Source organism: Kitasatospora sp. SolWspMP-SS2h (assembly GCF_003259315.1).
In the GTDB taxonomy this organism is placed as follows: domain Bacteria; phylum Actinomycetota; class Actinomycetes; order Streptomycetales; family Streptomycetaceae; genus Kitasatospora; species Kitasatospora fiedleri.
Genome location: NZ_QLLT01000015.1, coordinates 35,454 through 48,883, shown reverse-complemented (window position 1 = coordinate 48,883; position 13,430 = coordinate 35,454). Strand labels below are relative to the sequence as shown.

The 13,430-nt window shown below is 72.7% G+C and carries 15 protein-coding genes and 4 tRNA genes; 4 read left to right on the top strand and 15 right to left on the bottom strand.

Translation table 11 applies throughout. The features are described from left to right. Nucleotides 1-20: 20 nt before the first annotated feature. From rplK to K353_RS19615, 4 genes are all read right to left on the bottom strand, one after another. Nucleotides 21-455: a 50S ribosomal protein L11 gene (gene rplK / locus K353_RS19630; protein WP_100837798.1), complete on the bottom strand. Its 435-nt coding sequence runs from the start codon at nt 453-455 to the stop codon at nt 21-23. Between the two features lie 166 nt (nt 456-621). Then, nucleotides 622-1,512: a transcription termination/antitermination protein NusG gene (nusG, locus tag K353_RS19625; protein ID WP_111554895.1), complete on the bottom strand. Its 891-nt coding sequence runs from the start codon at nt 1,510-1,512 to the stop codon at nt 622-624. A gap of 177 nt (nt 1,513-1,689) precedes the next feature. Then, on the bottom strand, nt 1,690-2,055 hold the full coding sequence (gene secE / locus K353_RS37230) for a preprotein translocase subunit SecE (RefSeq protein WP_111554894.1): 366 nt from the start codon (nt 2,053-2,055) through the stop codon (nt 1,690-1,692). A 142-nt stretch (nt 2,056-2,197) separates the two neighbouring features. Beyond that, nucleotides 2,198-2,270, bottom strand: a tRNA-Trp gene (locus tag K353_RS19615). A gap of 309 nt (nt 2,271-2,579) precedes the next feature. Here K353_RS19615 and K353_RS19610 point away from each other — a divergent pair. Next, nucleotides 2,580-3,818 (top strand): pyridoxal phosphate-dependent aminotransferase, encoded by a 1,239-nt coding sequence (locus tag K353_RS19610; protein WP_111554893.1) that lies wholly within the window; start codon nt 2,580-2,582, stop codon nt 3,816-3,818. Nucleotides 3,819-3,911: 93 nt separating this feature from the next. Then, nucleotides 3,912-4,940, top strand: a complete 1,029-nt coding sequence (locus K353_RS19605; RefSeq protein ID WP_111554892.1) for an adenosine deaminase — start codon at nt 3,912-3,914, stop codon at nt 4,938-4,940. A 49-nt stretch (nt 4,941-4,989) separates the two neighbouring features. Here the strand turns inward: K353_RS19605 and K353_RS19595 are convergent, their stop codons facing one another. The 9 genes from K353_RS19595 to K353_RS19555 all read right to left on the bottom strand — a co-directional run bounded on the left by K353_RS19595 (nt 4,990) and on the right by K353_RS19555 (nt 10,245). After that, complete coding sequence (locus K353_RS19595) at nt 4,990-6,027, bottom strand: UDP-N-acetylmuramate dehydrogenase (protein WP_111554991.1); 1,038 nt, start codon at nt 6,025-6,027, stop codon at nt 4,990-4,992. A 76-nt stretch (nt 6,028-6,103) separates the two neighbouring features. Continuing rightward, nucleotides 6,104-6,499, bottom strand: coding sequence for a DUF3291 domain-containing protein (locus tag K353_RS19590; protein ID WP_233533690.1), 396 nt, complete (start codon nt 6,497-6,499; stop codon nt 6,104-6,106). A gap of 65 nt (nt 6,500-6,564) precedes the next feature. After that, nucleotides 6,565-7,989: a DHA2 family efflux MFS transporter permease subunit gene (locus K353_RS19585; RefSeq protein ID WP_111554891.1), complete on the bottom strand. Its 1,425-nt coding sequence runs from the start codon at nt 7,987-7,989 to the stop codon at nt 6,565-6,567. A gap of 82 nt (nt 7,990-8,071) precedes the next feature. Beyond that, nucleotides 8,072-8,638: a TetR/AcrR family transcriptional regulator gene (locus K353_RS19580; RefSeq protein WP_111554890.1), complete on the bottom strand. Its 567-nt coding sequence runs from the start codon at nt 8,636-8,638 to the stop codon at nt 8,072-8,074. A 116-nt stretch (nt 8,639-8,754) separates the two neighbouring features. Beyond that, nucleotides 8,755-9,183 (bottom strand): MaoC family dehydratase, encoded by a 429-nt coding sequence (locus K353_RS19575; RefSeq protein WP_111554889.1) that lies wholly within the window; start codon nt 9,181-9,183, stop codon nt 8,755-8,757. Next, nucleotides 9,180-9,641 carry a MaoC family dehydratase N-terminal domain-containing protein gene (locus tag K353_RS19570; RefSeq protein ID WP_111554888.1) on the bottom strand — a complete coding sequence of 154 codons (462 nt, stop codon included), beginning with the start codon at nt 9,639-9,641 and terminating at the stop codon, nt 9,180-9,182. The genes K353_RS19575 and K353_RS19570 overlap by 4 nt, the downstream gene beginning before the upstream one ends. Nucleotides 9,642-9,810: 169 nt before the next feature. Next, nucleotides 9,811-9,975 (bottom strand): 50S ribosomal protein L33, encoded by a 165-nt coding sequence (rpmG, locus tag K353_RS19565; RefSeq protein WP_006604855.1) that lies wholly within the window; start codon nt 9,973-9,975, stop codon nt 9,811-9,813. A gap of 82 nt (nt 9,976-10,057) precedes the next feature. Beyond that, nucleotides 10,058-10,130, bottom strand: a tRNA-Met gene (locus K353_RS19560). Nucleotides 10,131-10,172: 42 nt separating this feature from the next. Then, a tRNA-Thr gene (locus K353_RS19555) sits at nt 10,173-10,245 on the bottom strand. A gap of 329 nt (nt 10,246-10,574) precedes the next feature. Here K353_RS19555 and K353_RS19550 point away from each other — a divergent pair. Beyond that, nucleotides 10,575-11,828, top strand: coding sequence for a hydrolase (locus K353_RS19550; RefSeq protein WP_111554887.1), 1,254 nt, complete (start codon nt 10,575-10,577; stop codon nt 11,826-11,828). A gap of 109 nt (nt 11,829-11,937) precedes the next feature. On the opposite strand, the gene K353_RS19545 is transcribed toward K353_RS19550, so the two are convergent. After that, a tRNA-Tyr gene (locus tag K353_RS19545) sits at nt 11,938-12,018 on the bottom strand. Between the two features lie 214 nt (nt 12,019-12,232). Between K353_RS19545 and K353_RS19540 the strand changes: the two genes are divergently transcribed. Next, nucleotides 12,233-12,721 (top strand): YajQ family cyclic di-GMP-binding protein, encoded by a 489-nt coding sequence (locus K353_RS19540; protein WP_100837775.1) that lies wholly within the window; start codon nt 12,233-12,235, stop codon nt 12,719-12,721. A 101-nt stretch (nt 12,722-12,822) separates the two neighbouring features. Here K353_RS19540 and K353_RS19535 read toward each other — a convergent pair whose 3' ends face one another. Continuing rightward, nucleotides 12,823-13,260 (bottom strand): hypothetical protein, encoded by a 438-nt coding sequence (locus K353_RS19535; protein WP_111554886.1) that lies wholly within the window; start codon nt 13,258-13,260, stop codon nt 12,823-12,825. Nucleotides 13,261-13,430 lie beyond the last annotated feature (170 nt).

Below are 13,430 nucleotides of genomic sequence, written 5' to 3'. Positions count from 1 at the left end.
CGGAAGGACGTACGGGCTGGTCAGCCCTCGACGGTGATGCCCATCGACCGGGCGGTGCCGGCGATGATCTTCTCCGCGGCGTCCAGGTCGTTGGCGTTCAGGTCGGGCAGCTTGGTGGTGGCGATCTCGCGCACCTGGGCCGAGGTCAGCTTGGCGACCTTGGTCTTGTGCGGCTCCTTGGAGCCCTTGTCGACGCCCGCGGCCTTGAGGATCAGGCGGGCGGCCGGCGGGGTCTTCGTGACGAAGGTGAAGGAGCGGTCGTCGTAGACCGTGATCTCCACCGGCACGATCATGCCGCGCTGCGACTCGGTGGCCGCGTTGTACGCCTTGCAGAACTCCATGATGTTGACGCCGTGCTGACCCAGCGCGGGGCCGACCGGCGGGGCCGGGTTGGCCGCACCGGCGTTGATCTGGAGCTTGATAAGCCCCGTGACCTTCTTCTTCTTGGGAGGCATGTCTCTCCGGGTCCTTCCGAGAGGTGATTGCTGATGTGCCCGGCCCCGGGGCGAAACCCGGCCGCCAGGACACACATCGGACCAGGCTAACCGCTGAGGCGGTGCTGGACCAAAACGGTGCCGGGGCGGAGGCTCTCGCCCCGCCCCGGCACCGGAGACCTGTGGGTCAGTTCTTCTGGATCTGGTCGAAGGAGAGCTCGACCGGGGTCTCCCGGCCGAAGATCTCCACCAGGCCCTTGACCTTCTTCGAGTCGGGGTTGATCTCGTTGATGGTCGCCTGCAGGGTGGCGAACGGACCGTCGGTGACGGTGACCGAGTCGCCGACCTCGAAGTCCAGCACCTGCACCTCGACCGGGCGCACCGGCGAGGCCTTGCCGGCCTCCTTGGCGGCGGCGCGCTCCACGTCGGGGGCGAGCATCTTGACGACCTCGTCCAGGGTCAGCGGGTACGGGTCGTAGGCGTTGCCGACGAAGCCGGTGACACCGGGGGTGTTGCGCACGACGCCCCAGGACTCCGGGGTGAGGTCCATCCGGACCAGCACGTAGCCGGGGAGCTTGTTCTGCCGGATGGTCTTGCGGTCGCCGTTCTTGATCTGGACGACCTCCTCCTGCGGAACCTGGGACTCGAAGATGTAGTCCTCGACGTTCAGCGAGACGGAGCGCTGCTCCAGGTTCTGCTTCACCCGGTTCTCGTAGCCGGCGTAGGTGTGGATGACGTACCACTCGCCGGGGGCGCGGCGCAGCTGCTCGCGGAACTCGGCGACCGGGTCGCTCTCGACCTCCTCGGCGGGCTCCTCCGCGGCCTCCTCGGCCTCCGCCTCGGCGGGCTCCTCCTCGGCCGCGGCCTCGGTCTCGTCCACCTCGTGCACGGCGGCGGCCTCGGCCGGCTCGCCCGCCTCCAGCTCGTCGGCGGCCTCGACCTCGTCCTCCTCGGCGTCCGCCTCGGCCACGATTTCCTCGGCGGCCTCGGCGTCGGCAGCCTCGGCCGCGTCCAGCTCGGCGGCGACGTCCGCCTCGCGAACGGTCTCGTCGGCGTCGTACAGGGGGGACTCAGACACGGTCGCTGCTTCTTTCCTGGTTGTGGAACGGATACCTCAACAGTACCGACTCAACGGTAGTCGCCCGCTGTCCTTCGCGCCGACAGCTCGACCCGGGCCGAAGGGTTCGGCCCGGGTCGGGGTGAGGTATGCGGTGCGGGGCCTGCGGGCCCCTGCGGAGTCCGGCCGGATCGGGCGTCAGCCGAAGACCCAGAAGGCACCCTTGGCGAAGACCCAGTCGAGGCCGGCGACGACCAGCATCAGCACGATCACGAAGGTCACCACGACGGTGGTGTACTGGATCAGCTGGCTGCGGGAGGGCCAGACCACCTTGCGGAGCTCGGCGATGATCTGGCGGTAGAAGATGGCCGCCCGGGCGAACAGGCCCTTCTTGGCCCGCTTGCCGGACTTCTTGCCGCCCTCGCCGTCGGCGGACTTGTTCTCCCGCCGCCGCTCGCGGCGGGAGAGCTTGCCGCCCTCGGCGGTGGTCTCGTCCGCGGTGCCTTCGGTCCCCTCGGGGTTGCCGCTCTCAGGCGTTGCGGTGGAGCCCGTGGTCTCCGTCACTCGTCCTCACCTGAATCCGGGTCCTGCGGAGGTCCGTGCCTGGTGCACGGGCGATCCGGCGAAAGCTGTGCTTGGGTGGGGCCCTCTCCGCATCAAGCCCGCTCGCTCTGCGGAGCGAACGGGCTTGTCACGGATCAAGCAGCAGGGCACGAGGGACTCGAACCCCCAACCGCCGGTTTTGGAGACCGGTGCTCTACCAATTGAGCTAGTGCCCTACGGAGCCTCGCGGTTCCGCTGCGGCCCCCAACCTACCGCATCCCGTCGGCCGTGTGGTGTACCCGGCCGAAGGAACCGCACTTCGGAAGCCATCGAGCAGTGAGTGTACGGGTTCTTCGCCGATTGGTCGAACCTCATTCACCGAGATCCACATTCGCCGACTTTCGACGCCGTCCGCCCGAGATCCTCCGGCTTCGATCGCCTTCCGCCCGAGATCGTCCGGGTCGGCGGCGCGGGTGCTGGAACGCCCCGGAGCGCCCGCCGGAACCGCGATGACCGGCGCCCGTGCGGTCTGGGAGCATTCAGGCATGAGCGCACCCACCCCCGAGAACGTCCCCCCCGCGAACCGCCGGGTCTCCGCCCGGGTCGGCGCCATCGCCGAGTCCGCCACCCTCGCCGTCGACGCCAAGGCCAAGGCCCTCAAGGCCGCCGGGCGCCCGGTGATCGGCTTCGGCGCCGGCGAGCCCGACTTCCCGACCCCCGGCTACATCGTGGACGCCGCGGTCGCCGCCTGCCAGGACCCGGCGAACCACCGCTACACCCCGGCCGGCGGCCTGCCGGAGCTGAAGGCCGCGATCGCCGCCAAGACGCTGCGCGACTCCGGCTACCAGGTGGACGCCTCGCAGGTGCTGGTGACCAACGGCGGCAAGCAGGCGATCTACAACGCCTTCGCCGCGATCCTCGACCCGGGCGACGAGGTGATCATCCCGGCCCCGTACTGGACCACCTACCCGGAGGCCGTGAAGCTGGCCGGCGGCACCCCCGTCGAGGTCGTCTCGGACGAGACCACCGGCTACAAGGTCTCGGTGGAGCAGCTGGAGGCCGCCCGCACCGCGCGGACCAAGGTGGTGCTGTTCGTCTCGCCGTCCAACCCGACCGGCGCGGTGTACACCGAGGCCGAGGCCGAGGCGATCGGCCGCTGGGCGCTGGAGCACAGCCTGTGGGTGCTCACCGACGAGATCTACGAGCACCTGGTGTACGGCGACGCGGCCTTCACCTCGCTGCCGGCCCTGCTGCCCGAGCTGGCCGACAAGTGCGTCGTGGTCAACGGCGTGGCCAAGACCTACGCGATGACCGGCTGGCGGGTGGGCTGGCTGATCGGCCCCAAGGACGTCGTCAGCGCGGCCGCCAACCTGCAGTCGCACGCCACCTCGAACGTCTCCAACGTGGCGCAGCGCGCGGCGCTGGCCGCCGTCTCCGGCGACCTGGCCGCGGTGGACGAGATGAAGACCGCGTTCGACCGCCGCCGCCGCACCATCGTGGCGATGCTGAACGAGATCGACGGCGTGCTCTGCCCCGAGCCGGAGGGCGCGTTCTACGTGTACCCGTCGGTCAAGGACCTGCTGGGCAGGGAGATCCGCGGCAAGCGCCCGCAGAGCTCCGCCGAGCTGGCCGCGCTGATCCTGGACGAGGCCGAGGTCGCGGTCGTCCCCGGCGAGGCCTTCGGCACCCCGGGCTACCTGCGGCTGTCCTACGCGCTGGGCGACGCCGACCTGGTCGAGGGCGTCAGCCGGCTGCAGAAGCTGCTCGCCGAGGCCCGCGACTGACCCGCCGTCACGGCCGCCCCCCGCGCCTCACCCCTTCGGGCGATGTGCGGGGGGCGGTTCCTGTTCCGGGGGGTTTTGCGGCAGGATCGGTGAATGGATCGCCTGCGTGATGTCCGGAGCCTGCCGAAGGCCCATCTGCACCTGCACTTCACCGGTTCGATGCGCCCCGCGACGCTGCTCGAACTCGCCGACAAGCACGGCATCCGGCTGCCCGAGGCGCTCAGCTCCGAGCATCCGCCCAAACTCCGGGCCACCGACGAGCGCGGCTGGTTCCGGTTCCAGCGGCTCTACGACACCGCGCGCTCCTGCCTGCGCGACGCGTCCGACATCCGCCGGCTGGTCCGGGAGACCGCCGAGGACGAGCGCGCCGACGGCTCCCGCTGGCTGGAGATCCAGGTCGACCCGACCTCGTACGCGCCGCTGCTCGGCGGCCTGATCCCGACCCTGGAGCTGGTCCTGGACGCCGTCCGGGAGGCGTCCGAGGCCACCGGCGTCGGCATCCGGGTGCTGGTCGCCGCCAACCGGATGAAGTCCCCGATGGACGCCCGGACGCTGGCCCGGCTCGCCGTCCGGTACGCCGACCGGGGGGTCGTCGGCTTCGGCCTGTCCAACGACGAGCGCCGGGGCCTGGCCCGGGACTTCGACCGGGCCTTCGCCATCGCCCGGGGCGGCGGCCTGATCGCCGCCCCGCACGGCGGCGAGCTCGCCGGGCCCGGGTCCGTCCGCGACTGCCTGGACGACCTGGGCGCCACCCGGATCGGCCACGGCGTGCGCGCCGCCGAGGACCCGCGGCTGCTCCAGCGCCTCGCCGACCGCCAGGTCACCTGCGAGGTCTGCCCCGCCTCCAACGTCGCCCTGGGCGTCTACGACAGCCCCGAGCAGGTCCCGCTGCGGACGCTCTTCGAGGCCGGCGTGCCGCTCGCCCTCGGCGCGGACGACCCGCTGCTGTTCGGCTCCCGGCTCGCCGACCAGTACACCCTGGCCCGCGAGTCGCACGCCTTCAGCGACGCCGAGCTGGCCGAACTCGCCCGCCAGTCGATCCGCTCCTCGCAGGCCCCCGAACACGTGGTGAAGGAACTGCTGGGCGAGGTCGACGCCTGGCTGGCGGCGGAGCCCGCCTAGGCCCGGCAGGACCGGCCGGGCCGGGCCTGGGGCCCGCCCGCCCGCGGGCTCAGAGGCTGACGCCGACCATCACCGGCTCGTTCACCAGCTCCACGCCGAACGCCGCGCGCACGCCGTCCCGCACCTCGCGGGCCAGCGCGAGCAGGTCCTCGGTGGTCGCCGAGCCCCGGTTGGTCAGGGCCAGGGTGTGCTTGGTGGAGAGGGTGGCCGGGCCGCCGCCGTGGCCCTTGCGGAAGCCCGCGTGGTCGATCAGCCAGGCCGCGGAGGTCTTGACGCGGCCCTCCCCGGCCGGGTAGCTCGGCGCCCGCAGGTCGCCCAACCGGGCGGTGAACGCCTCGAACTGACGGTCCGTCAGGATCGGGTTGGTGAAGAACGAGCCCGCCGACCAGGTGTCGTGGTCGGCGGCGTCCAGCACCATGCCCTTGCCCCTGCGCAGCCGCAGCACCTCGGCGTGGGCGTCGCCCAGCTTCACCCGCTGCCCCGGCTCGACGCCCATCGAGCGGGCCACCTCGGCGTATTTCACCGGCGAGGACAGCCCGCCCTCGTCCGCGAGCCGGAAGCGCACCCGCAGCACCACGTACCGGTCCGGGTCCGCCTTGAAGCGGCTGTGCCGGTACGAGAAGGCGCAGTCGGCGTTGGCCAGCGTGACGGTCTCGCCGAGCAGGCGGTCGTAGGCGTCCACCTCGGTGACGGTCTCGGCGACCTCCTGCCCGTACGCCCCGACGTTCTGCACTGGGGTGGCCCCGGCCGAGCCCGGGATGCCGGCCAGGAACTCGATCCCGGCCAGTCCGGCGGCGACGGTGCGGGCCACCGCGTCCGACCAGACCTCGCCGGCGGCCAGCTCCAGCAGCGTCCCGTCCAGCGCGAAGCCCTCGGTGGCGATCCGCAGCACCGTCCCGGGGAAGCCGGCGTCCCCGATCACCAGGTTCGAGCCGCCGCCGAGCACCAGCAGCGGCTCCCCGGCCCGGTCGGCCGCGCGCACGGCGGCCACCACCTCGGCGTCCGTCCGGGCCGTCACCAACCGCCGCGCCGGTCCGCCCAGCCGCAGCGTCGTCAACGGGGCCAGCGGCGCATCCATCTCCTCGATCACCGCCCCAGCGTAAGCCAAGCCCCGCCCCCGCCCGGCCCCTCCCGGACCGGCCGGGCCGGCCGGGGTCCGGGGGTCAGCCGTCCGCCGCCAGCCGCCGCTCGGCCTCGGTCCACCCCGGCTCGGCCGCGGTCTCCGCCTTCCAGGTGGCGAACGCGGAGCGGGCCATCGCGGGGCGCAGCGCGGCCATCGCCCGCCGGTGGGTCCCGGAGCGGACGAACGTGGCAAGCGCCTCGGGGTCGCTCCAGCTGGAGAGCACCCAGAAGGTGCGGCGCAGGGGCGCGGCGCGCAGGCCGACGCCGAGCGCGCCGGGGGCCCGGCGGGCCTGGTCGCGGACCTTCAGGGACTGCCGCAGGAAACCGGGGACGTGCCGCAGGCCGCGGACCCGGAGTTCGGCGGCCATCACCACGGGCCGCTCCGGCGGGTGCTGCGCGGCGGGCCCCGGCGTCCAGGGGAGGGTCAGGGCGATCACGGTGGTTCCTTCCTCGTCGGTGCGGTGCGGTGCGTTGCGGGGTTCGGGGGCTCGGGGACGCCGGTTCAGGACCGGCCGACCGGGACGGCCGCGGGCCGCTCCCCGGCGGCGGTCCTCACCGTCCGTCCGTCCCGCCGCCGCGGGATGAGCGCCGCGGCGACCGCGCCGGCCCCGACCGCGGCGGCGCCGACCAGCAGCGCGGCGGTGAGCCCGTCGGTGAAGGCCGCGGTGCTGCCGTAGCCGCCCCGGGCGGAGAACACCGCGGACAGCACGGCCACCCCGAGCGCGCCGCCGACCTCGCGCACGGCGTTGTTCGCGCCGGAGGCGATGCCCTGTTCGGCGGGGCGGACGCCGGCCATCACCAGGTTGGCGGTGGGGGCGAAGTACAGGGACATCCCGACGCCGCAGACCATCAGGACCGGCACCTGCTGCCCGTACCCGGCGGAGTGCCGGGCGAGCAGGGCGATGCCGAGCAGGCCGAGGGCCTGGAGGACGAGTCCGGTGACGACGAGGGGGCGGCCGCCGATCCGGTCGGTGAGGAGTCCGGCGACCGGGGCGACCAGCAGCGGCATGGCCGTCCACGGGAGCATCCGGACGCCGGCCTGTTCGGCGGTGTAGCCGTTGACGCCCTGGAAGTACTGGCTGATCAGGAAGATCGAGCCGAACATGCCGAGGTACATCAGCAGGCTGGCGGCGTTGACGGCGCTGAACGCCCGGCTGCGGAACAGCCGCATCGGGAGCATCGGCTGCGGGGCCCGGCGGATCTCGTACCCGACGAAGGCGGCCAGCAGCAGGGTGCCGGCGGCCAGCGCGGCGAGGACCAGCGGGTCGGTCCAGCCGTCGGGGTTGCCGCGGACCAGGCCGAGGACGAGGCCGAACAGTCCGGCGCTGACCAGCGCGGTGCCGGGCAGGTCGAGGCGGCGGTCCGCGCTGCGGCTCTCGCCGAGCACGGCGCGGGCCAGCGGCAGCAGCACCAGGCCGACCGGGACGTTCACCCAGAAGATCCACTGCCAGGAGAAGTGCTCGGTGAGGCTGCCGCCGATCAGCGGCCCGGTGGCGACGGCCAGCCCGGCGACGCCGGACCAGATGCCGAAGGCCGTTCCGCGTCTGGCGGCGGGCACCGCGACGGTCAGCAGGGTCAGGGTGAGCGGCACCATGACCGCCGCGCCGGCGCCCTGGACGGCGCGGGCCGCGATCAGCGCGCCCATGGTCGGGGCGAGCGCGGCGGAGGCCGAGCCGAGGGTGAAAACGGCGAGCCCGGCGAAGAACATCCGGCGGCGGCCGAAGCGGTCGCCGAGGGCCGCGCCGAGCATCAGCAGGACGGCGAAGGTCAGGGTGTACGCGCTGACCGTCCACTCCAGGTCGGCGAGGGCGCCGCCCAGGTCGGTGCGGATCGCGGGGAGTGCGGTGGTGACCACCAGGTTGTCGAGTCCGGCCATGAAACTCGCCACGCTGACGACCACCAGGGTCCAGACGGCTTGCCTGTTCACGTGCGGTTCCCCCAAAGGTTGTGATTGATCAATAACTTTTGTGGGCCGAAAAAAGGGCGCGCCGCCGTCCGGACGGAGCGCCTCAGTCCCGCTTCCCGGCCCGTTTCCCGGCCTGCTGCTCGCCGATCTCCTCGAACCCCGACCAGATCGGGTGCTCCCCCGGGTACCCGAGGGCCACCAGGGTGTTGATCAGCATCCCGTGCGCCATGAACTCGGTGGCCAGCGCCCGGTCGCCGATCCGCTCCCGGATCCGCTCGAACAGCCGGAGCCAGCCCGCGCGGGCCGTCTCGCCGACGCCCTCCTCACCGGCCGACTCCGCCGCGAACACCGAGACGTAGATCTGCATCTGCATCATGACCTGCTCCCGGTCCTCGACCAGGTTCAGGTACGCCTCGCCCATCGCGTCGCACGCCGCCTCCCCCGTCAGGCCCTCCGACGCCCGGTCGAAGATCCCCCAGGTCTGCTCGATGCAGTGCTCGGCCGCGGCCTCGAAGATCGCCTGCTTGTTGGGGAAGAGCCGGAACAGGTACGGCTGCGAGACGCCCACCCGGCGGGCGATCGCCTCGGTGGACGTCCCCCGGTACCCGCCCCGGGCGAACTCCACCATGGCCGCCCGGACGACGCTCTCGCGCCGCTCCTCGGCGGACATCCGGACGCTGTTCCTGGCCACCCCCACAGATTAGTGATTGGCCAATAACTTTGGCAAGCGGGCGGGCGGGCGCGGACCGACCGGCAGGGCCCGCCGGAGGCCCTGCCGGGAGCGCCTCAGCCCAGCCGGACGACCGCGCGGGCCATGCCGAGCACCTTCTGACCCGCGCTGGTCGCGACCAGGTCGACCCGGACCCGGTTGTCCTCCAGCAGCGCGGCCACCTTCGCGGTGACCTCGACGGTGGCGCCGACGCCGTCATCGGGGACGATCACGGGCTTGGTGAACCGGACGCCGTACTCGACGACGGCGGCCGGGTCGCCGACCCAGTCGGTGACCACCCGGGCGGCCTCGGCCATGGTGAACATGCCGTGCGCGATCACGTCCGGGAGGCCGACCTCCAGGGCGAACTTCTCGTTCCAGTGGATCGGGTTGAAGTCCCCGGAGGCGCCGGCGTACTGCACCAGCGTCGCCCGGGTGACCGGGAACGACCGCGCCGGCAGTTCGGTGCCGACCTGGACCTCGTCAAAGCGGACCGCCACGGTCACTCCTCCCCGGCTTCGTCGGCGGCGCGCGCCACCAGCGTCATGGTCGACGTCACCACGTGCTCGCCGCTGGCGTCGTCCACCTCGCCGCGGACGGTCAGCACGTCGTTGCCCGCCAGCGACTTGATCGCGTCGATGGTCACGGTGACCGAGAGCCGGTCGCCGGCCCGCACCGGGCGGGTGTAGGCGAACTTCTGGTCGCCGTGCACGACCCGGCTGTAGTCGAGGCCGAGTTCGGGGTCGTTGACCACCTGCGCCGCGGCCCGGAAGGTCAGCATGAAGGGGAAGGTCGGCGGGGCGATCACGTCCGGGTGGCCGAGCGACTTGGCGGCCTCCGCGTCGGTGTACGCCGGGTTGGCGTCACCGATCGCGGCGGCGAACTCGCGGATCTTCTCGCGGCCCACCTCGTACGGTTCGGTGGGCGGGTAGGTCCGCCCGATGAACGAGGGGTCGAGCGGCATGGGCAACTCCTCTGGTCGTACGGCCGGCCCGGCGTCCGGCCGGTTCATGCGGGGCGTGCGGGGCACGCGGGAGGTGCGGGGCACGCCGGGCACGCGGGACGTGCCGGGCATGCAGAAATGACTCCAGGCCGCTCCCCGTGGTGGGGTGCGGCCTGGAGTCGAGGCAAAGTCAGCGGGTCTCGCGGTGCGCCGTGTGAGAGTTGCAACGCGGGCAGTGCTTCTTCATCTCAAGACGGTCCGGGTCGTTGCGCCGGTTCTTCTTGGTGATGTAGTTCCGCTCCTTGCACTCCACGCAGGCCAGCGTGATCTTCGGGCGGACGTCGGTGGCAGCCACGGGAGTGCCTTCCTGGGACAACGAATAAGAACACAGACAAGAGTAGCCGATCGGGAGTGACCCCCCGATCGACTACGCGGAGTAGCGGTGACCGGACTTGAACCGGTGACACAGCGATTATGAGCCGCTTGCTCTACCAACTGAGCTACACCGCTTTGATGATCGGAACCCCGCCGGAGCGGGGAGCTTCTCACCAGAGCCCCCATGCGGAATCGAACCGCAGACCTTCTCCTTACCATGGAGACGCTCTACCGACTGAGCTATAGGGGCGAACGAGGAAGAGATTACACGGTTCCGGGCCAGAGGTGAAATCCGTATCCGCGGTGGATCTCCGCAGGTCGGCGGGCCCGCACTGACGGGCCGTCACCCGACACCCGTTCGACCTCCGCCGCAACCGGGACCCGCCCGGCCCGCCCCGACACGTCCCGACACGTCAGGGCGGCCCGCATCCACCGGTCCCCGCCGGGTCCGGCCTAGGCTCGACCGTCAGTGATCTCTCACGTGGCCCCTCGCGGCCGCACGGGTGCGCCGCGGGTCGGCCGCCCCGCACCGGGCCCCCGAGGCCGCCGGGCGGTCAACGGGACTGGAGGAGCGGGCCGATGAGCGAACAGGGCGAGGAACCCCAGCCGCCCCCGTCCGCCAACCCGCTCGGGCACGGGCCGGTCCTGCTACTCGCCGGGGCCCGGCTGCCGGACGGGCGAGTGGTGGACGTCCGGATCAGCGGGGACCGGATCCAGGAGGTCGGCGCGACCGGCGGCCTCGGACCGCTGCCCGCGATGCCCGGGCAGCCGACGGTCACCACCGGCGCCCGGATCGACCTGTCCGGCTACCTGCTGCTGCCCGCCCCCGCCGAGCCGCACGGACACTACGACAGCGCGTTCCACGCCGGGCCGCCCGAACCGGCCGGGGACGGCCCGGCCGACCTGGTCCGCCGGACCACCGAGTCCGCGCTCACCTCGCTCGGCTACGGGGCCACCGCCCAGCGCACCCACGTCCGGATCGGCGGCGGGCACGGGCTGCGCCGGCTGGAGGCCGTGCTGACCGCGCGCCAGTCGCTGCGCGGGCTGGCCGAGCTCCAGGCGGTGGCGATGCCCCGGCTGCTCACCGGCCGGGCCGGGGCGGACGGGCGGGCCCTGCTCCGGGACGCCCTCAAGCTCGGCGCGGACGCGGCGGGCGGCTGCCCCGACCTCGACCCGGACCCGGTCGGCTACGCCCGGGTCCTGCTGGAGGCCGCGGCCGAGGCGGACTGCCCGGTCGACCTGCACACCGCCGCCGCCGACCCGGCCCAACTCGCCCGACTGGTCGCCGCGCTGGCCCCCCACCTGCCCCGGGTCACGCTCGGCCCGTGCAGCGCGCTGCCGCCCGGCGGCGCGGGCCTGCTGGCCGGCGCCGGCGTCCGGGTGGTCTGCCTGCCGCAGAACGGCGGCTGCACCGGCCTCGACGACCCGCCGACCGGCCTGCGCCCGTCGCTGGTCCGGGAGTTGTCCCAGGCCCGGGTCGCCCTCACGGCCGGTGCCGGAGCCCTGCGCGACACCTCCAACCCGGTCGGCCGGGCCGACCCGCTGGACGCCGCCCGCCTCCTCACCGCGAGCGGCGCCCTCTCCCCCGAAGCCGCCTACGACGCCGTCTCCGCCCAGGCCCGCACCACCCTCGGCCTCCCCCCCGTCCGGGTCGAGGCCGGCTTCCCCGCCGAACTCCTCGCCGTCCGCGGCGACGACCTGGCCGGCGCCCTCACCGCCGGCCACTCCCGCCTGGTCGTCCACTGCGGCCGCATCGTCTCCCGCACCAGCGCCGTCCGCGAGTTCGCCGACACCGTCACCCTCGCCCTCCCCCGCCAGAACCACCCGGGCTGACCCGCCGGGCCTCCCGCCCGGACCCCGGACAGCGAGCGCCGGGCCCCCTGGACAACGAAGAAGCCCCCGGGCTGCGTCTCCGCAGCCCGGGGGCTTCTCCACTATCCGGTGGCTGGTGCAGGGTTCGAACCTGCGTAGCTTGCGCGACAGATTTACAGTCTGCTCCCTTTGGCCGCTCGGGCAACCAGCCAGGGATGGTGTCTTGCGGGGTGGTGCCCCGTTCGACGTCGTAAACGATACCCGATGGTGGGGGGTGGTCCGCCACTCGGTTCCGTCACGTCGCGATCAAGGTCGGCGCGCGGCTGGTGCGGGCGGGGGCGCGGGGCGCTGGATAGGCTGGGGCGTCGCCCGCCGGTGGCGGGTGGCGTGACCGTGCAGCCTGTAGTGCAAGGAGACCAACACCCATGGCCGACTCCAGTTTCGACATCGTCTCGAAGGTCGAGTGGCAGGAGGTCGACAACGCGATCAACCAGACCTCCCGCGAGATCGCCACCCGGTTCGACTTCAAGAACGTGGGCGCCGAGATCAAGCGGTCCGGCGAGAAGATCGAGATGAAGGCCAACGGCGAGGAGCGGGTCCGGGCGATCCTGGACGTGCTGCAGACCAAGTTCGTCAAGCGCGGGCTGTCGCTGAAGGCGCTGGACGCGGCGGAGCCGCAGCTGTCCGGCAAGGAGTACAAGATTTTCGCCGACGTGAAGGAAGGCATCACCACCGAGGACGCCAAGAAGGTGGCGAAGATCATCCGCGACGAGGGCCCGAAGGGCGTCAAGGCGCAGGTCCAGGGCGACGAGCTGCGGGTCAGCTCGAAGTCGCGGGACGACCTGCAGACCGTGCAGACGCTGCTCAAGGGCAAGGACCTGGAGTTCGCGATCCAGTTCGTCAACTACCGCTGAACCTGCCGAGCGGCGGGACGGGCCACCAGGGAGGGCGTACCGGGGACGGTGCGCCCTCCTGGCGTTCGCGGTGCGCGCAGGAGGCGTCGGGCGGGGCCGGGTCAGTCCTCGGCGGGGCGGCGGCGGTGGGTGTCGAGGGCCGCGGTGATCGCCGGGGCGGTGGTGTCGGTGGCGCCGAGGGCGCGCAGGACGCGGTCGAGCGGGGCGCCGTCGGCGGGGGCGAGCGGGCCGAGGGTGATCCGGCCGTCGTACCAGAGCGCGGCGCGGCGTCCGGCGGGGTGCTCCTCGTCGATCTCGGCGTAGGCGATCGGGGCGGACTTGGACCAGCCGGCGATCCGCAGGGCGAATCCTGAGGGGAACCGCTTGAAGCCGAAGTCCGGTGCGTTGGAAGGGTGTTGGAGGGCGTCGTGGAGTTCGTCGGTCATCGGCACCAGCGCGAGGCCGTGCGGCAGGGGCGCGCTGCGCGCGAGCGGGACTTCGGCCGCGACCACCGCGATCAGTTCCGCGGTGGCGACCAGCGCGTTCAGTTCGTATGACACCGCCCCATTCTCCGCCAGAGAAGTCATCAGGTCAGGAAAACAATCGAACTGACTATCCATCCGATATGCCGAACCTCGGCCGCATCGGCCCCGACCTGCCGGAACGCCCTTCCCGGAGGTCGGTTCCGAAAACCGTTCGCGGGCGCTCGGCGAGGTGCGCGCGCCCGCCG

Coding starts and splice junctions, on each gene's coding strand:
- rplK (WP_100837798.1), bottom strand. CDS start 455: ATGCCTCCCAAGAAGAAGAAGGTCACGGGGCTTATCAAGCTCCAGATC.
- K353_RS19610 (WP_111554893.1), top strand. CDS start 2,580: ATGAGCGCACCCACCCCCGAGAACGTCCCCCCCGCGAACCGCCGGGTC.
- K353_RS19605 (WP_111554892.1), top strand. CDS start 3,912: ATGGATCGCCTGCGTGATGTCCGGAGCCTGCCGAAGGCCCATCTGCAC.
- K353_RS19580 (WP_111554890.1), bottom strand. CDS start 8,638: ATGTCCGCCGAGGAGCGGCGCGAGAGCGTCGTCCGGGCGGCCATGGTG.
- K353_RS19570 (WP_111554888.1), bottom strand. CDS start 9,641: ATGCCGCTCGACCCCTCGTTCATCGGGCGGACCTACCCGCCCACCGAA.
- K353_RS19550 (WP_111554887.1), top strand. CDS start 10,575: ATGAGCGAACAGGGCGAGGAACCCCAGCCGCCCCCGTCCGCCAACCCG.
- K353_RS19540 (WP_100837775.1), top strand. CDS start 12,233: ATGGCCGACTCCAGTTTCGACATCGTCTCGAAGGTCGAGTGGCAGGAG.